Here is a 21719-nt window from a genome sequence, read left to right as displayed (position 1 = left end):
TTCCAGGCCCAGCAGGAACTTCCAGTCCATCCGAGCCCGAACCTGCTCAGCGGCCTGCCGGTCGCTGAGCCCCTCCGCGTACTGCAGCACCGAGATCAACGCCAGCGCCCCGGGCGAAACCGCCGGGCGTCCCCGCACCGGAAACGCCTCGGCGAAGGACCCGTCCTCGAACAGCGGGCCGAGTGCCTCACGGACACGGATCGCCAGCGTTCCCCTCGGGAACGAGGCACGCACCACCCGCGCGGTCAGCTCCGGCACCCCGACATCGCGCCGCGACTCCAGCGACACCCGACCCCCTTGATCGACGACATACCGATCCTGACAGTCCAGGCCATCCGCCAACACCGATTCACGGATTTCCCAACGGAGTCTTTTAAGAGGGGGAGGATGTCAAGAGAACGTCGTGTTCTTCTGGACCGGTGTGACGGTCCAGCCCTTGCCGTCGTTGTCCAGTTCGGAGAAGCGGCCGTTGCCGCCGCTGCAGCTGGTCAGGCCCTTGGGGCCTTCGACGCTCTGCGGCTCGTAGGTGATGTCCCCGCAGGAGACCGTGCCCGCGGCGCACTGGGCCTGGCGGCTGGGCGGCTCGGAGATGTAGCCGTGCGCGCTCGCGGAGGAGGCGGGAAGGCTGAGGGCGATCGCGGGGGCGAGGGCCGCGCCGATCAGGGCGGCCGTCTTCTTGCCGGTACGCATGGGGAACTCCTTCACATCAGGTCGTCCCGGAGGTGCGCGTGGTCATGTGTGGGGGACCCGCGCGACGGGACGACCTCTCGTGGGTGGGGCCAAGAGGCGCGAAGTTGACGCGCACTCACCGTCCTCGCGGGAAGAAAATCGGCTCCGCGACAGATCAACTCCTCAAACGGAGCGGTGAGTTCTGGTGGACTAGACCATACAAGCGGTGGGCGTGATCGTGTCAAGCGTGTGAAGCGCGACCGCTCCTGTGACAGCGGGCCCGGAGCGTCTTCTGACGGATGGGTGGGCTGATCGGGTGTGTCTGTCCGGTGAGTGACCACTGATGCGGTGTGGGACAGGACCGAGCCGCTGATGCCGCCCGATCCGGCCCGCGGGCGACAGCGGGCCGACCGGCGCCGATCCCCTGAGACCAGTCGCTTGTACGGTGCCCGCCGAGTGGAGTGGGAGATCTTCGCGGTCCCTGGGCTGTGGGGCCGGAGGCGGATGCCTTGCTGAAAAGCGTGAGCAGTTGGCGGGCAAGTGTCACGTGAGCACTCAAATGAGCGGGATCGGGACAGTGGCAGCCGAAGTGCTCACGCTTTTGGGGTGGTGTGTCACGCCCGGGGCGCGGGCGCCTGTCCCGGCATTGTGCACGTCGCGGCCGCATCCGCCCCGGACGGTCGCGGAAAAGCGCCCGCACGATCAGCTGACCACCTCGATGAGGGCCGGCACACCGTCACTCGGTCTCACACCCATCGAGGACTACTACCGGCCCTGACCGGCGACGTCGCCTTCAGATCCTTACGCCCCCCGGAGAGACGCCGTCGTATCCGCCGACGGTACGGACAGGAACGAAGACCAGGCTTCCGGGGTGACGGTGAGGTGGGGAGCGTCCGGGGTCTTGGAGTCGCGGATGTGGACGGCGGTGGGGTGGGCGGCCACTTCGAGGCAGTTGCCGCCGTCGCTTCCGCTGTAGCTCGACTTGAACCACTGAAGTGCGGTGCTGCTGCTCATTGGTCTCCTAGAAGACGGTCCAGAAGGTCCCTCGTGTCTTCGGGGTTGAGGGCCTGAGACCGCAGCATGGCACACCTTTGGGTCAGGATCGCCACCTCGTCGGGATGGGCGATCAGGTGGCTACCGCGTTGGGTTTCCGTATAGGCGAGTCGTTGGTGGTCGGGTGTCTCCAAGAGGACGAAGGGGCCGTCGAGGGCTGCGTGACTGGTCCGCCCCAGCGGCTGAACTTGCAGAGTGAGGCCTGGCAGTTCGGAGAGAAGCCGCAGATGGCGCAACTGCTCGACGTGCACCGCGTCGCCGCCCAAGCGGTCTTGGAGAACTGCCTCCCACACGATGAAGCACGTGATCGGGGGCGCCTTGTCGTGGAGGACGGTTTGCCGCTGAGTACGTGCTTCCACGTGCTGCTCGATCTGGCCCTCGGCGATCACAGGGATACGGCTCCGAAAGACCGCCCGTGCGTACGCCTCCGTCTGGAGCAGGCCGGGTAGCACCTGGTTCTCGTACGAGGAGATCGCGATGGCTTCCCGCTCCCGGTCCAGGAACTCCTCCGCCCACAGCGGGACCAGGTCCACCTCCGGCATATGAGCCAGCGCGGCCGTCAGCGCGCCCTTGGTGTCCAGGAGGTCGTCCAGTTGGTCTGCGAGGTCCGGCTTCAGGGGGCGTCTGCCCTGCTCGATCGACGCGATCTGCTGCTCGCTCACGACGAAGCGTTCGCCCAGGGAGCGCTGGGTGTGCCCCGCCGCCTCGCGGAAGGTGGCGAGCAGGGCGCCCACCATTTTCATCGCGGACGCGTTCCTGCGTGACCGGGACCGTGGTCTTGCCGTGGTGCTCATAGGGTCGAACTCCCCACCCGCGTGTGTGCGTTCACTGTCGCGCATGCGTACATAGGGAACGTACGGGTGCGCGGACTGTTCCAGGATGGGTACGGAGCGTGACTCTCGTCCTGTGAGTCAGGAAACTTCACCCTTGTCCCGGGTCCCCGCCCCGCTTGAGCGGTTCTTCCGGCGTGAGCGCCGGTCCGTGCCCGAGGCCCGGGACTTCGCGCGCCGGGCGCTCGTCGGCTGGGGCGTGTGCGGGCGCGAGGACGATGTGCTGCTGTGCGTCAGCGAACTCGCCACCAACGCGCTGATGCACGGTGTGCCGCCCGGCCGTGGCTTCCTGTTGCGCCTGCTGCCGTACGGCGACGGTGGCGTGCGGGTCGAGGTGCACGACAGCGGGGGCGGGGCGCCGGCCGTACCGGAGGCGGCGGATGTGCCGGAGCCCGGGGAGGGCGGGCGCGGGCTGTTGCTGGTGGCCGAGCTGGCCGACAAGTGGGGCGTGGGGGAGCGGGATCCGGGGAAGGTCGTGTGGTGCGAGTTCGCTACGCCGGGCGCCGCACTGCCCCCGCGATCGCCGAGACCGTCTCCGGTCCCACCCGGCAGCACCCTCCGATCAGCCGAGCCCCGGACTCCCTCCACCCCGTGACCTGCTCGGCGGTGAACGTGGCGCGACCCGTCCACGCCCGTGCCCCGGCGTCCCAGATCTCGCCGCTGTTGGGGTAGACCACGACCGGTTTGCCGGTGACCCGGGCCGCGAGGGCGACCGCGTGGTCGGCGTCCTCCGGGGCGCAGCAATTGACACCCACGGCGATCACCTCGTCCACGTCGGCGGCGAGCGCGAAGGCGTCGGACAGGGGCTGGCCCGCGCGGGTGCGGTCGCCCGTCGCCGAGTAGGACAGCCAGGCCGGGATGCCGAGGCCGGGCAGGACCCGCAGCAGGGCCTCGGCCTCGTCGGTGTCCGGGATCGTCTCCAGGGCCAGGACGTCGGGCTCCGCGGCGGCCAGGGCCTCCACGCGGGGGCGGTGGAAGCGCTCCAGCTCGGCCGTGGTCAGGCCGTACCGGCCCCGGTACTCGGAGCCGTCCGCGAGCATCGCGCCGTACGGGCCGACGGACGCCGCCACCCACAGGGGGCGGGGCACCCGGGCCCGCCGGGCCGCAGTACGGGCCGACTCGACGCTCAGGGCGAGCAGGGCGGTGGCCCGGTCGTGGTCGATGCCGCGTCGCGCGAAGCCCTCGAACGTGGCCTGGTAACTGGCGGTGATCGCCACGTCCGCGCCCGCCTCGAAGTAGGCGAGGTGCGCCTCGGTGACCGCCTCGGGGTCCTCGGCGAGCAGCCGCGCCGACCACAGCTCGTCGCTCAGGTCGTGCCCGGCCGCCGCCAGCTGGTTGGACATGCCGCCGTCGAGGACGACCGTGCCCCCCGCGAGGGCGTCGGTGAGGGACGGGGTGCCGCTCATACCGACGACGGTAGCCGAACCGTGGGCCGGGGCCTGCCGCCCGCCCGCCTTGTCGCTCTCGTAGCTCTCGCAGCGCGCCCGTGCGGGAGGGCTGGGATTCTGAGGGGAGACGACCCGCGGTCGGGAAGGCGGTGGACGATGTGCCGGTGGCTCGCCTACTCGGGCACTCCCATCCTGCTCGGCAGCATCCTCTACCGGCCGAAGCACTCGCTGATCGATCAGAGCCTGCACTCCAAACTGGGCGTCGAGACGACCAACGGCGACGGGTTCGGGGTGGGCTGGTACGGGGCCCACACCGACACTCCGGCGGTCGTCCGGGAGATCGGTCCGGCCTGGAGCAACCGCAACCTGCGGGAGATCGCCGGCCATGTCCGCTCGCCCCTGTTCTTCGCCCACATCCGGGCGTCGACCGGCTCGTCGGTGCAGGAGACCAACTGCCACCAGTTCCGTCACGGCCGCTGGATTTGACATCCTCCACCTCTTAAAAGAGGGGGATTCCGACCCGGGTGGGTCGAGGTTCACGGGCGCTCGAGCGGCCGGTGGCCGCTGTCGCCCCTCCGGCACCGACTGCACGCCGGGGGCGAGGGATCCCGCCCTGTCCTGCCGCGACGTTGACCGCTGCGTTCTCATCCGCGTTGCAACTGAACCCGCAGGACACACAGACGAACTCGGCTTGGCTCTTGCGCGAGTTCTTCTCGATCCATCCGCAGGCACTGCACCGCAGCGAGGTGTAGGGGGCGGGCACGTCCTCGACCCGGCCCGGGGCCTTCTCCCCGGTCCGGCGACGGAGCAGGCCCCAGCCCTGGGCGAGGATCGCCCGGTTCAGCCCGGCCTTCTGCCGCACCCGTGTACCGGGCTGTTCGATGGTTCCCTTCGCCGAGCGGGTCATGGTCGTGATGTTCAGCTTCTCGAACCGGATCAGGCGGTAGGTGCGGGCGAGCATGGTGGAGGTCTTCTCGCACCAGTCCTTGCGCCGGTCCGCCTCGCGGGCCTTGATCCTGGCCACCTTGGCGTGCTCAGCGGCCTTGGCTTCGCTGCCTTTCGGGGCGCGGGCCGCCCGGCGCTGGTGCTTGCGGACCCGTGCCCGCTCACGGGTGGTGAGCCGCGGGCAGTTCAGCTTTTGCCCGTCGGACAGGGCGGCGGTGATCTTCACCCCCCGGTCGATACCGACGATCGTGTCCGTTCCGGGCGCCTCAACGGGATCGGGGATCACGGCGAAGGCGATGTGCCACTGCTGGTTGCGGAAGGTAACCCGGAACGTCTTCGCGGCGGGCAGCCCGGTGCGGGTGAGGCGGAAGCGCACCCAGCCGCAGCCGGGCACCTGCACCCGCGCCCACCTCCGGTTCAGCCTCCGCACCACCACCGAGCGGCCCATGACCTGCCTGCCCCGGGCGTTCAGCTTCGGGGTGCCGTCGGCTTCCCACTCCGGCACGCGGTCGGTGCCGATGACGCGGAAGCCCTCATGCATGTGTTTCCTGCGCCAGGCCGGCTCACCGAACCCGGAGGTGAAACGCGCGGCTTTGGCCTTGGCGAAGTCCTTCAGGGCCTGCTGCTGCACGTCCGCGTTCCCGACACACAGCCAATCGTTCTCCCGCCGGGCCTCGGTGAGCTGGCGGCACTGCTCGGCGAACCCGGGAGCGGACCTGCGGCCCCACTTCCAGTGCGCGTGCTGCTCGACGGCCAGGTTCCACACGTACCGGGCGTGCGCACAGTGCAGCAGCATCTGCTCCGCCTGCGCGGCCGTCGGGTACATCCGGAAACGTGACATGCCGCCAAACCTAGCCCCGCCACTCGCTCCCCTCTTCGTATCCCACCAGGCTCACCCGAACGAGCGACCGACCCCACCACCCACAGCCGCGCATGCCACACCTACCTTGAAGTCAAACCCACCGCCACCACCCCCGGAACGCCGCATCGCCCTGGAGACGTTGCGGCCACCTCTGCCCCGCTCCGCGGGACCGGGCATTCACCCCGGCCCTGAAGGGACCGGGCACCCTGCCCGACAAGAAAGGTGGATGCACAACGGCGCGATCGAGGGCTTCGACCGCACCCGGCGCGACCTCGCCCTGGCCGTCGATCCGGAGCTCTTCCTCTCCATCGAGGGGTCGACGGATTCCGAGCTGATGTTCTACCTGGCGCTCACCTTCGGCCTGGAGCGGGACCCGCCGCGGGCGGTCGCCCGGATGGCGGGCCTGGTGGAGCGGGTCGGGCGGGAGCACGGTGTGGAGTTCCCGCTGCAGATGACGGTCGCGGTGACCGACGGACAACGGCTGTGGGCGTTCCGCTATTCGACCCGAAAGGCGTCCCGTTCGCTCTTCTACAGCACCCGCGTGGAGACGCTGCGCTCTCTCCATCCGGACGTGGCGTTCCTGCGTGAGGTGTCCGACGAGACCCGCCTCATCGTGTCGGAGCCGCTCGGGGACCTGCCCGGCGCCTGGAACGAAATTCCCGAGGGCAGATACGGCATCGTCCAGCCCGAAGGCGACGTGATGCACCGCTTCGCCCCTCAGGTGGAGTAGGGGCGGGCCCCGGTGGGGGTAACAGGCCTTGGTGAGAGCGGGCGGGACGACTTCGTCCCGCCCGACCCGTTGACCTGTCCGTGACACACCCCTACCTTGTCGGCGTTCGTCATGTCAGATGGCGTTCGCGATGTCGAACAACCTCGCGATCGCGAGCACCCTTCCGCCGTGAGAGGCAGACCGCATGAGCCGTGCCGCCGACGACCTGCCCGACCCGCCCCGCGCTTCCCCACCTCCCGCCCGCAGGCTGTTACTGAAGGGCGCCCTCGCCGCGAGCGCCCTGGCCGCCACCGCCCCCGCCCCCGCAGCGGCCCACACGGCCGCCCCCGCCGCCCCCGACGACAGACCGAAGGCGGCGGCCCCCTACACGAACCCCCTCGTCCGCAACCGCGCCGACCCGCACATCACCCGCCACACCGACGGCTTCTACTACTTCACCGCCACCGCGCCCGAGTACGACCGGATCATCCTGCGCCGCTCCCGCACGCTGAACGGGCTCGGAAGCGCCGCCGAGTCCGTCATCTGGCGGGCGCACCCCACCGGTGACATGGGTGCCCACATCTGGGCGCCGGAGATGCACCGCGTCGCCGGCAAGTGGTACATCTACTTCGCCGCCGCGCCCGCCGAGGACGTGTGGGCCATCCGCATCTGGGTGCTGGAGAACGCCCACCCCGACCCCTTCCGGGGGACCTGGGTGGAGAAGGGACGGATCAGGACGGCCTGGGAGACCTTCTCCCTGGACGCCACCACCTTCACCCACCGCGGCACCCTCCCCCACTCTCGGCTTCGCTCGAGCGGGGGGACCCCCACCCTCGCCTGGGCGCAGCACGAGCCCGGCATGGACAACAACACCGCCGTCTGGCTCTCCGAGATGGCCGACCCCTGGACCCTGACCGGGCCCCAGATACGGCTCTCCACACCGGAGTACGCCTGGGAGCGCATCGGCTTCAGGGTCAACGAAGGGCCGTACGTGATCCAGCGCCACGGCCGGGTCTTCATGACATACTCGGCCAGCGCCACCGACGCCAACTACTGCATGGGTCTGCTGACCGCCCCCGCCGACAGTGACCTCATGGACACCGCGAGCTGGTCCAAGTCGCCCGTCCCCGTCTTCGCCGGCAGCGACACGACCCGGCAGTACGGTCCCGGGCACAGCTGCTTCACCGTGGCCGAGGACGGGCGCAGCGACGTCCTCGTCTACCACGCCCGGCAGTACAAGGAGATCGACGGGGACCCGCTCCACGACCCGAACCGCCACACCCGCGTCCAGACCCTCGGCTGGAAGCCGGACGGCACCCCGGACTTCGGCATCCCCGTGGCCGACGGAACGACCACGAGCGGCAAAGGGGGTGTGACATGAGACGCCTGTACGCGGTTCTGCTCACCTTCTGCCTCGCCCTCGCCGGTGCCCTCGTCACCGCCGGGCCCGCGCAGGCCGCGCCCCAATCGATCGGCAACGGGGTCCAGTTCACCGACGTCACCGGGAACGCCGTGCACGCCCACGGCGGCGGGATCATCAAGGTGGGCGCGTACTACTACTGGTTCGGCGAGCACCGCAACGACGACAACACCTTCCGGTACGTCGACGCCTACCGTTCGATCGACCTGAAGAACTGGGAGTTCCGCAACCACGTCCTCACCCAGGCCAGTGACCCGGAACTCGCCACCGCCAACATCGAGCGCCCCAAGGTCATGTACAACGCGGCCACCGGCACGTTCGTGATGTGGATGCACAAGGAGAACGGCTCCGACTACGGCGAGGCCCGCGCCGCCGTCGCCGTCTCCGACACCGTGGACGGCGACTACGAGTGGCGGGGCAGTTTCCGCCCGCTGGGGCAGCACATGTCCCGCGACATCACCGTCTTCACCGACACCGACGGCACCGGCTACATGATCTCGGCCGCCCGCGAGAACTACGACCTGCACATCTACCGGCTGACCGCCGACCACACCGGCATCGCGAGCCTGGTCGCCAACCCGTGGCCCGGCGGCCACCGCGAGGCACCGGCCCTGTTCAAACGGGGCGGCGTGTACTTCATGCTGACCTCCGGCGCCACCGGCTGGAACCCCAACCAGCAGCAGTACGCCACCGCGACCAATCTCGCCGGACCCTGGTCGACGATGCGCACCGTGGGGGACGCGACCGCCTACGGCTCGCAGACCGCGTTCGTCCTGCCGGTACAGGGATCCTCGGGCACCTCGTACCTGTACCTCGGGGACCGCTGGGGCAACTCCTTCGGCGGCAGGGTCAACGACTCCCGGTACGTGTGGCTGCCGTTGACCTTCCCGTCCGCCACCTCGATGTCCCTGTCCTGGTCGCCCGAGACCACCGTCGACACGGCCGCCGGGACGGTCACCGGTACCTCCGCCACCTACAGCACGCTCATCGCCCGGCACAGCGGGAAGTGCGCCGACGTGACGAGCCAGTCGCTGTGGCAGGGCGCCCAGATCAAACAGTACGACTGCAACGGCGGCGGAAATCAGCGGTTCTGGTTCAAGCCGGCCGGCAACGGCTACCACCAACTCGTCGTACGCAACAGTTCGCTGTGCCTCCAGGAGAACGCGAGCACCGTCACACAGGAGAACTGCTCCGCCTCCGTCGCGGCCACCGCCCAGCAGTGGTCGCTCTCCACCACCGGCTCCTACGTCTCCCTCGTGTCCCGCGCGACCGGCGAATGCCTCGACGTGTCCGGCGGCGCGACCGCCAACTCGGCCGCCCTCATCACGTACACCTGCAACGGAGGGACCAACCAGCAGTGGACGAGAGGGTCATGAGCACGCGGCAAAGAGGACCGACCGGTGCCGTCGTCGCAGGCGCAGTGGTGGCGGCGACGATCGCCGGCGGGCTCGGGCTGTCGTCCGTCCCGGCCGCCGCCCAGCCGCGGGACCACCGGCCGGCCCTCGGCATCGAGAACTGCACCGCCACCGCCTGCCACTTCGACCTCCCGCCCGGCACCTACGACGTACAGGTCCGTCTCGGCGGTGAGGCCGCCTCCCGCACCGCCATCGGCGGCGAGACCAGGCGCACGCTCCTCGCGGAGACCGCCGCCAAGGCCGGGCAGCGGGTCACCCGCGGTTTCACCGTCGACGTCCGCACGCCCGAGGGGGAGCCCACCGGGCCCGACGGCAGTCCCGGGCTCGACCTCGCCATCGGCGGCAGCGCCCCCGCGCTCGCCGACATCCGGGTCACCCCGGCCGCCGACCGGCACACCCGGCAGATCCTCCTCGTCGGCGACTCCACCGCCTGCGACCAACCCGGCGACCCGTACTCCGGCTGGGGACAGCAACTGCCGCAGTACCTGCGCAAGGGTCTCTCGGTCGCCAATCACGCGGACTCCGGTGAGAGTACGGTCAGTTACCTGGGGAACCCGCGGCTGTGGGGCACCGTCCGGTCGTCGATCCGGCCCGGTGACCTCGTCCTCATCCAGCTCGCCCACAACGACAAGACCACCGACGAGGCGACCTACCGGGCCAACCTCGAGACCATGGTGGCGGGCGTACGGGCCGAGGGCGGCGAACCGGTCCTCGTGACGCCCGTCGTGCGGCGCTGGTTCAACGCCGACGGCACTCTGAACAACGACACCGCGCTGCTGGTCAACGGGCTCGGTGTCAACCACCCGGCGGTCGTCCGCGCCGTCGCCTCGGCCGCAGGCGTACCACTGATCGACCTCACCGCCAGGACCAAGGCGCTGGTGGAATCCCTCGGCGTGGAGGGCTCCAAGGCGCTCTACCTCTACGACGAGAAACGCGACAACACCCACACCTCGGAGTACGGCGCCACACGGTACGCGGCCCTGGTCCGCGACGAACTCGTCCTCCGGCATCTGGTGTCCGAGGGCCGGATCAGGAGGGGATGAAGCCCCTGGGACGTTCCGACCGGAACCGGAGCGTCCCAGGCTCTCCTCGTGAACACCCCTCCCCGCACACTTCGGCCGGTGCCGAAGCGTTCCGCGGCTAGCGTTCCCGCATGACCGAGAGCGCGCCGAACGCCGTCACCGGGTTCGCCGGACTGCATCATGCCGACGAACTCCTCCTGCTGCCCAACGCCTGGGACCACGCTTCCGCGATGGCTCTCGCCGCGCGGGGGTTCCGGGCGGTCGGCACCACCAGTCTGGCCGTCGCGGCGGGCGCCGGGCTGCCCGACGGGGCGGCGGCGACGCGTGAGCAGACGCTGCTGCTCGCCCTCACCCTAGGCTCGGGACCGTACTGGCTGTCCGTGGACGCCGAGGACGGCTTCAGTGACGACCCCGACGAAGTCGCCTCGTTCGCAAGCGAGTTGTATGCCTTCGGCGCTGTCGGGATCAACCTGGAGGACGGGTTCGGGCCCGTCGGCCGGCACGCCGCGAAGATCGCCGCGGTGCGGGCGGCGGCCCCCGGACTCTTCGTCAACGCACGCACCGACACCTACTGGACCGCCGGTCCCGATACGGACGCCGGCAGCAGGCGGGAGGACACCTTCCGTCGGCTCGACGCCTATCAACAGGCCGGTGCCCAGGGTGTGTTCGTGCCCGGTCTCACCGACCCCCGTGAGATCGCCGGTCTGGTGCGCCGGCTCGACGTGCCGCTCAACATCCTCTACTCGCCCACTGGCCCCTCCGTCCCGCAGCTTGCCGGTCTCGGCGTGCGCCGGATCAGCCTCGGGTCCCTGCTGTACCGGCGGGCGCTGGGTGCCGCGGTGGAGGCCGCGACCGACATCCGGGAAGGGCGTACGCCCACCGGCACCGCACCCGCCTACGCGGAGATCCAGGCACTGAGCAGGGACTCCGTACGAGGCGTGGCCGACGCCCCTGCGTCCCTCGGACGACCCTGGTACGGTTGACGCTTTCGCGGGTATCAGAACCTTTGTACTCATCTCCGGCGAGAGACCGAGGGACCGAGGAACCATGGACATGGACATCCCCGGCGACAAACGGCTGGCTGCAGCGGTCGTGACGGACGACGAGGGGCGCGTGCTTCTGGTGCGCCGCAGTGAGCACGAGAGATTCCTGCCCCGGGTGTGGGGCGTCCCGTGCGGCAAGCTCGAACCGGGTGAGAGCGCCCCGGACGGCGCGCTGCGCGAACTCAAGGAAGAGACCGGCCTGCTCGGTGAGATCGTGCGCAAGGTCGGCGAATCGTCCTTCCTGAGCGAGTACGCCGGGCACGAGATCAAGAACTGGCAGGAGAACTTCCTGGTCCGCCCGCTGTCCCGGGACGTCACGCTACCCAGTCCGGACCAGGACCATGCCTGGCTTCGCCCGACCGAGCTGACCGGCGTCGACATCGACGACTACAACCTGGACATCGTCCGGCAGGCGCTCACGGACTCCTGAGCAGGTCCGACAGGGAGCCCAGCGACTCCAGATAGCCCGGTACGTTCATCGGCACCTTCGGGACCGCGCCCGCGTGCGGGCCGCCCGGGGTGAACACATCGGTGTGCCGGCGCCGTCGACCGCCCGTCTCGAGGAACAGGGTCACCGTCGGCCCCTCCGTGTCGCACCAGGCGCGGTGCAGGGTGTGCGCCGGCAGGGCGTACGTGCTGCCCGCCGCGTACTGGCCCAGATGCGTCAGCCGCAGCCGCGCCGGACCCGCCGGTTCCAGCAGCCAGTCCGCCGACCCCTCGGCCAGCGACTCCTCGAAGCGGGCCGTCGCGATGCCGCCGTCCCGCGTCTCGTCCCGCATCTCGTCCCGCGTCCCGCCCCGAACCCCGGCCCGCCCCGCGTCCCGACCCTCGGGTACTTCCTCGTACAACTCCGTCCACAGCCGGCCCCGTACGACATGCGAGGCCAGCGCCGAGCGGTGGTTGTGAATGTCCTCCCGGCCCGTGCCGCCCGCACCCGCGTGCCACACATGGGCGCGCAGCATGTGCCGCGGTCCGGCGTCCACCAGCAGCAGCTTGTCGAAGCCGAGGACATGCCGGTACGACAGCCGGGCCGCCGCCTCGGGATCGCCCTCGCCACAGGCGAGTTCGGCGACCAGTTCCAAGAGCCTTTCCAGCGAGCCGAGTTCGTCGACGACCGCGTGGGCCGCGGCCACCTGGTCCCGTTCGGGCAACGCACCGTCCAGGGATTCGGCCAGCAACCGCCGTGCCGCCAAGACCTGTCGACCGCCCATGCGCACTCCGTCCTTCCGGTTCCCATTCGGCGAGTAGCCCCGTGCTACGCGTCAACGCGCGGGAGCCGCCTCGTCCGGTCGGTACGTCCACACCGCGTGTGCGCGCAGTGCCGACACACCCTGATACGTCATCCACAACGGGCGCCGCAGCTCCGTGCTCTCGCCCCGTCCCCAGGACCAGATGCCGTCCTGCTGCCCTGCGCGCACGCAGGCTGCCGCGCCGTCCAGCAGCTCCCGCCAGGTCTCCTCCAGGCCGTCCCTGCGGGCCACCTCCAGCGAGCCCCGGCACAGCAGGGCGCGTACGACCCAGGACGCGGTGAAGTGCCGTACGTTCAGCACCTCGTGGCGCGCCGGGTCGTCGGGGCGGGGACGGCGGACCTCCTCGCGGCCGTTCTCCAGGTCCTGGCAGACGTGGTGCGGTGCGTCGGGGCAGGACAGCAGCCAGCGCACGCCGTCCTCACGGGCGGCCCGCACCTTTGGGCTCTCGCCCAGGACGCGTGCCGCACGGTCGAGCGCGAGCACCGCCTGCGCGGTGTGCACCGGTGACGGGCCTTCGTACGGCGAGTCGAGCCGGTAGCCCCAGCAGCGCAGACGGTCCCGGTGCGGATCGCTCACCGCCCCGTCGACGAGCGCCTCCCGCAGTACCGGCAGGGCGTCGCAGTCGGGTGCGGCGCGCAGCAGCCCGCGCAGCACCGTCGTCATCACGTGGGTCGACTCGCGTCCCACGCGGTCGGTGTCCTGGGTGAAGGCCGCCGTGCACAGGTCCACCTCGCGCGCCAGCCGGCCGCCCCGGGACGCTCCCGCGCGGGCCAGCGCACCCAGCACCAGCGCGGTCACCTCGGGACGCGCCCGCGCGCCCTGCGACCGGGCCGACCAGCCGCCGCCCGGCAGCCGCAACCGCCAGAGCGTGTCGGCGAGTTCGCCCGTGGAGAGGCGTCCGTCGGTCGTCCCCAGGTCCAGCAGGGTCTGCAGCCCGTACGCCGTGCCGACCGAGGTGGGGCGGGCCGGGGAGCTCTCGCCCAGCGAGTGCGACCAGCCGACGAGCCGCCCGCGCTCCGGATCGTCGACGACCGACACCTCGCCGACGAGCGTGTCGTAGGTGGCCGCGAAGAGCTGCGGAAGCGGGCCGGGGGCGCGGCCGCCGGTCGGGGGAGTGGTTTCGGCCGTGGGCTGCGGCTGTGGCAGCGGTCGCGGTGCCGGCGCTGTCGCGCGGGCCCGCAGCAGTGCCGCCGCGAGCCATGCGGAGAGTGCGGTGCCGAGGCCGCTCACCGAGGCGATCAGGTACTTCGCCGCCTCCCCGCCGACGGAGGCGGGCAGCACCTCGAGCAGGAACTGGAACACGGCGTATCCGGCCGCCGCGCATCCGAGCCCGGCCAGCCGGCCCACGGACCGGGTCGGCCGGGACGTCCCGCCGTCCGGGCCGGAAGGGGTGGGACCATCCGGGGGAGTGGGCCGCAACGGACCGCGGCCGAGCTGCTGTGGGGACAAGGCGTGCTTCATCCCCCTCCCGCTGGGCGGCATATGACATCCGCGTTCGTTCCATCTTAGGAAAACGGCTCCGACTCAACGTCCGTACCGCTGTTTTCGCCGTCTCACACCCGGCACGGCCGCCCGATGCGTGACGGCGGCCTGGGGCGGCGGTGGTGACGGGGATGCTTGTCGCCCGCCTTGGGCCGGTGCGCGGCACCGCGTCTTCGGAGCGGGGCACGGAAACTCCAAGGCGCCCCACGGCATCCGTGGTGGGCGACCTGCGGTGTTCAGGCCGCGACCCGGCGCGACCGGACGGGCGGGTGCGGTGAGCCGCCGCACCAGGGGCATGCGCCGATCACCCCCACGTCGTACGACGTTCACGAGGTGCCCCCATCCTCCACACGCGGGGTGATCGCGCCGCGGAAGACAGCCGCCCCCACCGGTGGCATCCAGGAGGCACTCATATGGGACATGGGCACACGCACGGCCACGGTCACGGGCACCACCCTCACCGCCACGGGGACGACCACCGGCACGAGGCGACGGCGCCGCTGCCCGCCGCCTTCGACACCTCCGTGCCCGACGAGGCCCTCTCCCCGGAGCAGAAGTCGCGCCGCACCCTCCTGCGCCGGGCCGGGCTGCTCGGCGCGGGCCTCGCGGCCGGCAGCGTGCTGTCCTCGAGCACCGCGGCCGCCGCACCCGCCCGGTCCGGCGGGAACAGCCGCGGCAGCGGCCGGGGCAAGGGCAAGGGTTTCCTGTGGCTGGCCGGTGACCACCACATCCACACCCAGTACAGCAGCGACGGCAAGTACCGCGTCGTCGACCAGGTCCGCCAGGGCGCCAAGCACGGCATGGACTGGCTGGTCATCACCGACCACGGCAGCGAGACGCACGCCAGGATCGGCGTGGAGAAGGTGAACCCGGACATCAAGGAGGCCCGCGCCGCCCACGAGGACACCCTGGTCTTCCAGGGCCTGGAATGGAACATCCCGGCCGCCGAGCACGGCACCGTCTTCGTCCACCCCGGCCGCAACGAGGTCGCCGTCCTCAAGCAGTTCGAGAACGACTACGACGGCAGCGTGAAGGGCACCTCCGACTCCACCCCCGCCAACGAGGCGCTCGCCGTCGCGGGCCTGGAGTTCCTCGCCGAGCAGGTGAGACGGCGCAGGATCGACGACGCCCTGATGCTCGCCAACCACCCGGCGCGGCGCGGTGTCGACTCCCCGCACGAGATCCGCGCCTGGCGCGACGCCACCCCGAAGAGCCACCAGATCGCCGTCGGCTTCGAAGGCGCCCCCGGCCACCAGGCCGCCGGTCTTCCCAAGCCCCTCGGCATGGGACGCGCCCGCGGCATCTACGACAACAACCCCAGCGCCAACTCCTTCGCCGGCTACCCGCTGGAGAGCTACCGCACCTGGGGCGGCTTCGACTGGATGACCGCCACCGTCGGCGGCCTGTGGGACAGCCTCCTCGCCGAGGGCCGCCCCTGGTGGATCACCGCCAACTCCGACTCCCACCAGGTCTACGCCGACACCGGGGCGCGCGGCACGGGCGGCGACTTCACCACCGACGGCCGCTACCCGGATCCTGTGTACAACGGGCAGATCGACGTCACCCAGGGCGACTACTGGCCCGGCCAGTACAGCCGCACCCACGTCGGCGCCGACGGCTTCTCCTACGCCGCCGTCATGGACGGCATCCGCGCCGGCCGCATCTGGGTCGACCACGGCCAGCTCATCAGCGGTCTCGACGTCCGGGTCTCCGGCGGCGGCCGCTGGGCCACCCTCGGCGGCGCGCTGCACGTCCGCAAGGGGACCAAGGTCGCCCTGACCGCCGACGTGACGCTCGCGGGCGGCACCAACTGGGCGGGTTTCATACCGAAGCTGGCCCGCGTGGACGTCATCCAGGGCGATGTCACCGGCCCCGTCGCCGACAAGGACACCTTCACCGCGCCCACCGCGAAGGTCACCCGCTCGTACGACATCGACAAGGCGGCCGGTACGGTCCGCGTCACGTACGACCTCGGCCGCGTCGACCACCCGCTGTACGTCCGGCTGCGCGGCTCCGACGGCAACCGGTCCGCCGTCGGCGCGAGGGGTGCCAAGGTCGACCCGGCGGGCCCCGCCATCGACGTCGTCGGCGACGCCGACCCCTGGCGCGACCTGTGGTTCTACACCAACCCGGTATGGGTCCTGCCGGCGTGACGCCCCACGCCCATACTCACGCCCTCACCGTCGACGCGGGCATCCGGGACCTGCGGAGCGCCGACCACCTCCTCCAGTGGCTGGCAGCCGAACTGGAGCTGCCGGAGGGGGCGTTCGGCTGTACGCACCTGGTGCGCGGCGACCGCCCGCGCGTCGCCGTCTCCCTGTCCCTGCCGTCCGAGCCGCACCTGCGCACCACGTGGGCGCGGCTCGCGGCGGACGGGCACGGAGAGCTGTCGGCCGGCCTGCCCGACGCGTTCGGCCGTGCCGTGGTCTACCCGGGGGCGCCGGCGCTCACCGGCACGATGACAGTCGCGGAACTGGTCGCGGGATCCGCGATCAGCCACGTGACAGTCCTCGGCGCACCGGGTGCGCCCGACCCCGGAACCCGGATGGTGACCCGGGACCACGTCCGCCCGCAGTGGCAGCAGGGCGAGCTCCTCCTCGCCGCCACACCGGCGAGGGGCGGCGTCCTCGTCCCCTTCGAGTCCCCGGATCCCACGCCCTGTTGCGCGGACCACTGACCTGCCCGCACGCCGGCCACACACCCGCCCCCGCGCCGGTCCCGCACCGCCGGGCCGGCGCGGGGGCGTTCGGTCGCCCGCCCGCCTCAGCCGGAAATCGGCTGTGCGGAGAAGACGAACGAGAACTCCGTGGGCTCGGCCCACAGCACGTACCGCGGGAGCGGGCCCGGACCACAGGACTGCGAGCCGATGCCGTGCTGGGCGTGGTCGAGGTTCACCCACACGGTGTCACCGGGGACGAGGTCGGTGAGGTGCCGGGCCGCGTCGAGCTGCTCGCTCGTCCAGGGACGGGCGGTGAACCAGAACTCGGGGTCGCCCTCGATCCGGAGCCCGCCGAGCTCCACCCGGCGTACGTCGGCCCGCGCCCCGTTCTCCTGGGGGCGGACATAGGGCGTCTGCAGGTCCGGCACCCCGGCCTCCCACTGGCCCAGCCGCGACGCCGCCGAGGTGTCCGGATACGCCTCGCCGGGACCGCCGCCGAACCAGCGGGCGCTGCCGGTGACCGAGGCGTGCAGCCCGAAGCGGATCCCGAGCCGGGGCAGCGGCACCGTCCAGTCGCCCTCCGGTACGACCGACACGGTCAGCCGTACGAGGGTGCCGTCGGAGGTCCAGCGGTACACCGTCCGCAGCCCCGGCTCACGTCCGGCCGGGGCCACTCGCGTCCGCACGACCAGTGCCTCACCGTCGCCTCCACCGGCGCCCCCACCACCCGGCTCGACGGTGACCGTCCGGTGCCGCATGCGGTGCAGGCCCAGCTCACGCCAGAGCAGGCCGTACCGGGTGTCCGACTGCCAGGGTGCGCCGTCGTCGTTGTCGGTCGTCGCCCGCCACACGTCCAGGCGCAGATCGCGTACCCCGACACCGGCGATGGTGCGCACCACGCCGGTGCGGGCATCGAAGACAGCCGGCCCCAGCGTGATCCGGTCCCCGTCGACGGAGGGCCGCACACCGGTCGCCGCCGGCAACGGGGCGCGGCGGGCCACCATTCCCTGAGCCCAGGCCACCTCGTGGCCCCGACCGGCCCAGGGCCCGTCCTCGGCGAGCAGCGCGCGCACGGACCACTGCACCTCCTCGCCGCCGCCGTCCGGTGCCTCGGGCAGCTTGACCTCCGCCGACTCGCCGGGGGCCAGCGGCGGCACGGTGAGCCGGTGCGCGCCGGCCGGCAGGCCGTCCACCTGGTGGCAGAACTCGAACTCCAGATGGGACAGGTCCGCGAAGTCGTACCGATTGGTCAGCCGTACGGTGCCATCCGCGTCGCCGGCCTCGATCCGGACCGGCTTGATCACCTTCTTGTACTCGGTCAGCCCCGGCGACGGCGTACGGTCGGGGAACAACAGCCCGTCGCACACGAAGTTGCCGTCGTGGAGCTCCTCGCCGAAGTCGCCGCCGTAGGCGTAGCCGAGCTCGGGGTGCCGGACGCCGTGGTCGATCCACTCCCAGACGAAGCCGCCCTGGAGCCGGTCGTACCGCTCGAACAGAGCCTGGTAGTCGGCGAGTCCGCCGGGACCGTTGCCCATGGCGTGCGCGTACTCGCAGAGGATCAGCGGGAGTCGACGGCGTCGGCGGGAGCCGCCGTCGAGCCCGCGGGCGACCCGCTCGACCTCGGCGTGCGGCAAGTACATCCGTGAATAGACGTCCGTGTCACGGCAGTCGAAGTCGCCCTCGTAGTGCACCGGACGGGCCGGGTCCCGGGAGCGGATCCAGTCCGCCATCGCGGTCAGGCCGCGCCCGGTGCCCGCCTCGTTGCCGAGCGACCACATCACCACCGACGGGTGGTTCTTGTCCCGCTCGACCATGCGCGCGGCACGGTCGAGCAGGGCGGGGGTCCAGCGGTCGTCGTCGACAGGGTTGTCGCGCCAGTCCTGCTCGACGAAGCCGTGGGTCTCCAGGTCGCACTCGTCGACGACCCACAGCCCGTACTCGTCGCAGAGGTCGAGGAAGGCCGGGTGCGGCGGGTAGTGGGAGGTGCGGACGGCGTTGATGTTGTGCCGCTTCATGAGCAGCACGTCCTCGCGCATGGTGTCCAGGTCCAGGGCGCGGCCCCGCTCCGGGTGCCACTCGTGCCGGTTGACCCCCTTGAAGAGGACCGCCTTCCCGTTGACCTTGATCAGGCCGTCCTCCAGGGCGACGGTGCGGAACCCGATTTGCAGCGGGACGCGTTCGCCGGCCGTGGCGAGCACCCCGTCGTAGAGGTGGGGGGTCTCCGCCGACCAGGGAACGACCGGCAGCGTCACCGGCTCCCCGGTCGCGACGTCGATGCCCAACTCCGCTACGGTCACCCGCCCGTCGGCTTCGGAGTCGACGCGCAGGGTGCCCTCCCCGGTGACATGGTCGTAGGAGGCGTGCACGAAGAAGTCACCGGCGCAGCCCGCCGGCCGGTGCAGCAGCATCACGTCACGGAAGATGCCGGGCAGCCACCACTGGTCCTGGTCCTCCAGATACGAACCGGCCGACCACTGGTGCACGCGGACCGCGAGAACGTTCCCGGCGGGCTTCAGCAACGCGCCGACCGCGAACTCGTGCGGCAGCCGCGATCCCTTGAACTCCCCGATGTCCGTGCCGTTCAGCCACACCCGGGCGCAGGACTCGACCCCGTCGAAGCGCAGCACGGCGTGGTCGCCCCCGGCCGGGGCGGGCCAGTCCTCCGGAAGGTCGAAGACGTGCAGATGGTCGCCGGTCGGGTTCTCGGTGGGGACGTACGGCGGATCGACGGGGAACGGGTAGAGGTGGTTCGTGTAGGCGGGGGCTCCGAAGACGCCGTCGCCCTGGAGGACCCAGTGACCGGGGACGGTCACCTCCGCCCAGTCGCCGGCGTCGTACCCGGGAGCGGCGAACGCGTCGTCCTCGGCGTCCGCCGTCGCCGACAGACGCAGCCGCCACCCGCCGTTCAGAGAAAGGGACACCGCGTCCGAGGACGCGTACCGGGCACGCGGGGGAAGGGTCCCGCGGCCGGGGGAGACGTCCTCGACGTAGTCGGTCGCCGTCGTGCGCGAATTCATCGGTCTCCTGACTCAGCCCTTGATGCCGGTCTGTGCGATGCCCTGGACGAGCCAGCGCTGGAGGAACAGGAAGACGCAGACCAGGGGCAGGATGGATATGGCCGTGGCCATGAAGATCAGATGGAAGTTGACGGTCTGGTTGGTCATGTAGGACGAGAGGGCGACCTGGACGGTCCAGGCGCTCGGGTCCTGGCCGATGACGAGCGGCCACAGGAAGGAGTTCCAGCCGCTGATGAAGGTGATCGTCGCGATGGCGGCGAAGAAGTTCAGCGAGTTCGGGACGACGACACGCCAGTACGCACCCCAGTAGCCGAGCCCGTCCACCCGAGCCGCCTCCTCCAGCTCTCTGGGGAACCCCAAAAAGTACTGCCGGAAAAGGAAGCAGGTGAAACCGCTGAAGAGGCCCGGGATGATCAGACCCCGGTAGCTGTCCACCCAGCCGAGGGACGACACGAGCACGAAACTGGGCACGAAGGTGACCGCCGTCGGCACCATCAGGGTCCCCAGAACGGCGTAGAAGATCTTGTTGGTATGCCGGTAGGGGATGCGGGCCAGCCCGTATCCGGCGAGCGAGCAGACCAGCAGGGTGCCGACGGTATGCAGGATCCCGACGACCGCCGAGTTCCAGAGGGACCGGGCGAAGTCGACCGTCGGGTCGTCGAACGGCTCGGTGATGTTGCCCCACTGGATGTCGGACGGGAAGAACGTCCACTCCTCGCCGGTGATCTCGGGATCGGTGGACAGGGCGTTGCGGACGATCAGGTAGAAGGGGACGAGGAAGAGGAGCGCGGCCAGGCAGGTCGCGGCGTACAGGCCCGCGGACCCGAGCACACTGCCGCGGCGGCCGGCCCGCCTGTCCCCTGCCCCCCGCCCGCCTCGCCCCGGACGGCTGCCCACCGGCCGGTCCGGCCGCCACAGCCGCTTCGCCCCCGGCCGCGACGGCCGCTTCGCCCCGGGTTCTGCCGTCCCCGGCGCGGGTGTACTGGCGGTCACCTGGAGTCCTCCCCCCGGCCGAAGCCCATGAACCGGCCCTGCAACAGCGTCACCAGGCAGATCAGCAGCGTGAGGATCAGCGCGCCCGCGCTGCCCGCGCCGTAGTCCTGGTTGTCGCCCAGGGCCTTGTAGTACAGCTCGACCAGCGGCGGGCGCCCCCAGGTGGTCTTGTTCAGCAGGTTGAAGAACTCGTCGAAGGCCTGGTAGGCGGCCACGAGCAGCAGCAGGACCACGGCCGTCGAGGTCGCGCGCAACTGCGGCAGTGTGATGTACCGGAACGTCTGCCAGCCGGGCCTGGCCCCGTCGATGGCGGCCGCCTCGTACAGCTCGCGCGGGATGTTCTGCAGCGCGGCCAGGAACAGGATCATGTAGAAACCGGCCTGGAGCCACAGCCGTACGGTCACGATGACCAGCCAGTACCAGGGCGGGTTCGGGTCGGCCAGCCAGGCGGTGTTGTCCACGCCGAACACGCCGAGCACGGTGTTCGCCAGACCGAAGCGGACCCCGTTGAAGAGGGACATCTTCCAGATGAGCGAGGCGGCGACATAACTCACCGCCGTCGGCAGGAAGAAGACCGAGCGGAAGAAGGCCCGCATGAACCGCAGCCGGTTCACCGCGAGCGCGAGCGCCAGCGACAGCGCCCAGGTGGTCGGGACGATGAGCGCCGCGAACACCGTGAAGGTGCCCAGCGAGCCCATGAACTGCTCGTCCGTCAGCATGACCCGGTAGTTCTCGAAGCCGGTGAACTCGCTGGGCGTGACGGTGAACCGGGCCTCGAAGAGGGACAGCCACGCACTCCACAGGATCGGTACATAGACGAAGATCAGCAGGCCGAGGAGGAAGGGCCCGGTGAACAGCCAGAAGTTGAAGGTGCTGCTGGTCCGCAGCGGTCGCCGCGGCCGGGGGGAGCCCTTGGCCGGGGCGGGGCGGGCGGCACCGCGCGCGGTGGTGGTCGACATCTC

17 protein-coding genes and 4 pseudogenes are annotated in these 21719 nt (G+C 71.0%); 10 read left to right on the top strand and 11 right to left on the bottom strand.

The window, feature by feature from the left end:
• The 4 genes and pseudogenes from ACFYQA_RS13785 to ACFYQA_RS13770 form a co-directional block, all read right to left on the bottom strand.
• A partial coding sequence (locus ACFYQA_RS13785; protein WP_388916122.1) for a transposase occupies nucleotides 1–288 on the bottom strand: 288 nt, incomplete at its 3' end.
• Nucleotides 289–393: 105 nt separating this feature from the next.
• A pseudogene (locus tag ACFYQA_RS13780) lies at nucleotides 394–690 on the bottom strand (lytic polysaccharide monooxygenase); the annotation flags it as partial.
• A gap of 780 nt (nucleotides 691–1470) precedes the next feature.
• Nucleotides 1471–1683 carry a DUF397 domain-containing protein gene (locus ACFYQA_RS13775; protein WP_388916120.1) on the bottom strand — a complete coding sequence of 71 codons (213 nt, stop codon included), beginning with the start codon at nucleotides 1681–1683 and terminating at the stop codon, nucleotides 1471–1473.
• Nucleotides 1680–2516 carry a helix-turn-helix domain-containing protein gene (locus ACFYQA_RS13770; RefSeq protein ID WP_388916117.1) on the bottom strand — a complete coding sequence of 279 codons (837 nt, stop codon included), beginning with the start codon at nucleotides 2514–2516 and terminating at the stop codon, nucleotides 1680–1682. The genes ACFYQA_RS13775 and ACFYQA_RS13770 overlap by 4 nt, the downstream gene beginning before the upstream one ends.
• 85 nt (nucleotides 2517–2601) lie before the next feature.
• Between ACFYQA_RS13770 and ACFYQA_RS13765 the strand changes: the two are divergent.
• Nucleotides 2602–3072 (top strand): annotated as a pseudogene (locus ACFYQA_RS13765) (ATP-binding protein); the annotation flags it as partial.
• Here ACFYQA_RS13765 and mmuM read toward each other — a convergent pair.
• Nucleotides 3044–3958: a homocysteine S-methyltransferase gene (mmuM, locus tag ACFYQA_RS13760; RefSeq protein ID WP_388916114.1), complete on the bottom strand. Its 915-nt coding sequence runs from the start codon at nucleotides 3956–3958 to the stop codon at nucleotides 3044–3046. The pseudogene ACFYQA_RS13765 and the gene mmuM overlap by 29 nt on opposite strands.
• Before the next feature lie 138 nt (nucleotides 3959–4096).
• Between mmuM and ACFYQA_RS13755 the strand changes: the two are divergent.
• Nucleotides 4097–4423 (top strand): annotated as a pseudogene (locus ACFYQA_RS13755) (class II glutamine amidotransferase); the annotation flags it as partial.
• Nucleotides 4424–4439: 16 nt separating this feature from the next.
• Here ACFYQA_RS13755 and ACFYQA_RS13750 read toward each other — a convergent pair.
• Entirely contained in the window at nucleotides 4440–5726 is a 1287-nt protein-coding gene (locus ACFYQA_RS13750) for an RNA-guided endonuclease InsQ/TnpB family protein (RefSeq protein WP_388916111.1), read from the bottom strand.
• A gap of 223 nt (nucleotides 5727–5949) precedes the next feature.
• On the opposite strand from ACFYQA_RS13750, the pseudogene ACFYQA_RS13745 reads away from it, so the two are divergent.
• From ACFYQA_RS13745 to ACFYQA_RS13720, 6 genes and pseudogenes are all read left to right on the top strand, one after another.
• A pseudogene (locus tag ACFYQA_RS13745) lies at nucleotides 5950–6477 on the top strand (class II glutamine amidotransferase); the annotation flags it as partial.
• Between the two features lie 184 nt (nucleotides 6478–6661).
• The gene (locus ACFYQA_RS13740) at nucleotides 6662–7837 is read left to right on the top strand and encodes a family 43 glycosylhydrolase (protein ID WP_388916108.1); all 1176 of its coding nucleotides are present in this window, start codon (nucleotides 6662–6664) and stop codon (nucleotides 7835–7837) included.
• A complete protein-coding gene (locus ACFYQA_RS13735) occupies nucleotides 7834–9252 on the top strand; it encodes an RICIN domain-containing protein (RefSeq protein ID WP_388916105.1) in 1419 nt (472 codons plus the stop codon). Before ACFYQA_RS13740 ends, ACFYQA_RS13735 begins: the two co-directional genes overlap by 4 nt.
• Nucleotides 9249–10334 carry a rhamnogalacturonan acetylesterase gene (locus tag ACFYQA_RS13730; RefSeq protein ID WP_388916102.1) on the top strand — a complete coding sequence of 362 codons (1086 nt, stop codon included), beginning with the start codon at nucleotides 9249–9251 and terminating at the stop codon, nucleotides 10332–10334. The genes ACFYQA_RS13735 and ACFYQA_RS13730 overlap by 4 nt, the downstream gene beginning before the upstream one ends.
• A 110-nt stretch (nucleotides 10335–10444) precedes the next feature.
• Nucleotides 10445–11296 (top strand): isocitrate lyase/phosphoenolpyruvate mutase family protein, encoded by an 852-nt coding sequence (locus ACFYQA_RS13725; protein ID WP_388916099.1) that lies wholly within the window; start codon nucleotides 10445–10447, stop codon nucleotides 11294–11296.
• A 64-nt stretch (nucleotides 11297–11360) separates the two neighbouring features.
• Nucleotides 11361–11786 (top strand): NUDIX hydrolase, encoded by a 426-nt coding sequence (locus ACFYQA_RS13720; protein ID WP_388916097.1) that lies wholly within the window; start codon nucleotides 11361–11363, stop codon nucleotides 11784–11786.
• Here the strand turns inward: ACFYQA_RS13720 and ACFYQA_RS13715 are convergent.
• Nucleotides 11773–12567: a hypothetical protein gene (locus ACFYQA_RS13715; protein WP_388916094.1), complete on the bottom strand. Its 795-nt coding sequence runs from the start codon at nucleotides 12565–12567 to the stop codon at nucleotides 11773–11775. The two genes, ACFYQA_RS13720 and ACFYQA_RS13715, sit on opposite strands and share 14 nt — an antisense overlap.
• Before the next feature lie 51 nt (nucleotides 12568–12618).
• Nucleotides 12619–14067 (bottom strand): hypothetical protein, encoded by a 1449-nt coding sequence (locus tag ACFYQA_RS13710; RefSeq protein WP_388916091.1) that lies wholly within the window; start codon nucleotides 14065–14067, stop codon nucleotides 12619–12621.
• 434 nt (nucleotides 14068–14501) lie between these two features.
• Here ACFYQA_RS13710 and ACFYQA_RS13705 point away from each other — a divergent pair, with 434 nt between their 5' ends.
• Together ACFYQA_RS13705 and ACFYQA_RS13700 are read left to right on the top strand one after the other, a co-directional pair.
• Nucleotides 14502–16241 carry a PHP domain-containing protein gene (locus tag ACFYQA_RS13705; protein ID WP_388916088.1) on the top strand — a complete coding sequence of 580 codons (1740 nt, stop codon included), beginning with the start codon at nucleotides 14502–14504 and terminating at the stop codon, nucleotides 16239–16241.
• Nucleotides 16223–16765, top strand: a complete 543-nt coding sequence (locus ACFYQA_RS13700; protein WP_388916085.1) for a hypothetical protein — start codon at nucleotides 16223–16225, stop codon at nucleotides 16763–16765. Before ACFYQA_RS13705 ends, ACFYQA_RS13700 begins: the two co-directional genes overlap by 19 nt.
• A gap of 86 nt (nucleotides 16766–16851) precedes the next feature.
• Here ACFYQA_RS13700 and ACFYQA_RS13695 read toward each other — a convergent pair whose 3' ends face one another.
• The 3 genes from ACFYQA_RS13695 to ACFYQA_RS13685 form a co-directional block, all read right to left on the bottom strand.
• Complete coding sequence (locus ACFYQA_RS13695; protein ID WP_388916082.1) at nucleotides 16852–19764, bottom strand: glycoside hydrolase family 2 TIM barrel-domain containing protein; 2913 nt, start codon at nucleotides 19762–19764, stop codon at nucleotides 16852–16854.
• Nucleotides 19765–19776: 12 nt separating this feature from the next.
• Nucleotides 19777–20661, bottom strand: a complete 885-nt coding sequence (locus ACFYQA_RS13690) for a carbohydrate ABC transporter permease (RefSeq protein WP_388916153.1) — start codon at nucleotides 20659–20661, stop codon at nucleotides 19777–19779.
• 92 nt (nucleotides 20662–20753) lie between these two features.
• A complete protein-coding gene (locus tag ACFYQA_RS13685) occupies nucleotides 20754–21716 on the bottom strand; it encodes a carbohydrate ABC transporter permease (protein ID WP_388916079.1) in 963 nt (320 codons plus the stop codon).
• Between the last annotated feature and the right edge of the window lie 3 nt (nucleotides 21717–21719).

The organism is Streptomyces sp. NPDC005774 (assembly GCF_042871645.1).
Lineage (GTDB): Bacteria > Actinomycetota > Actinomycetes > Streptomycetales > Streptomycetaceae > Streptomyces > Streptomyces pratens.
This window is presented reverse-complemented; position numbering and strand designations above follow the sequence as displayed.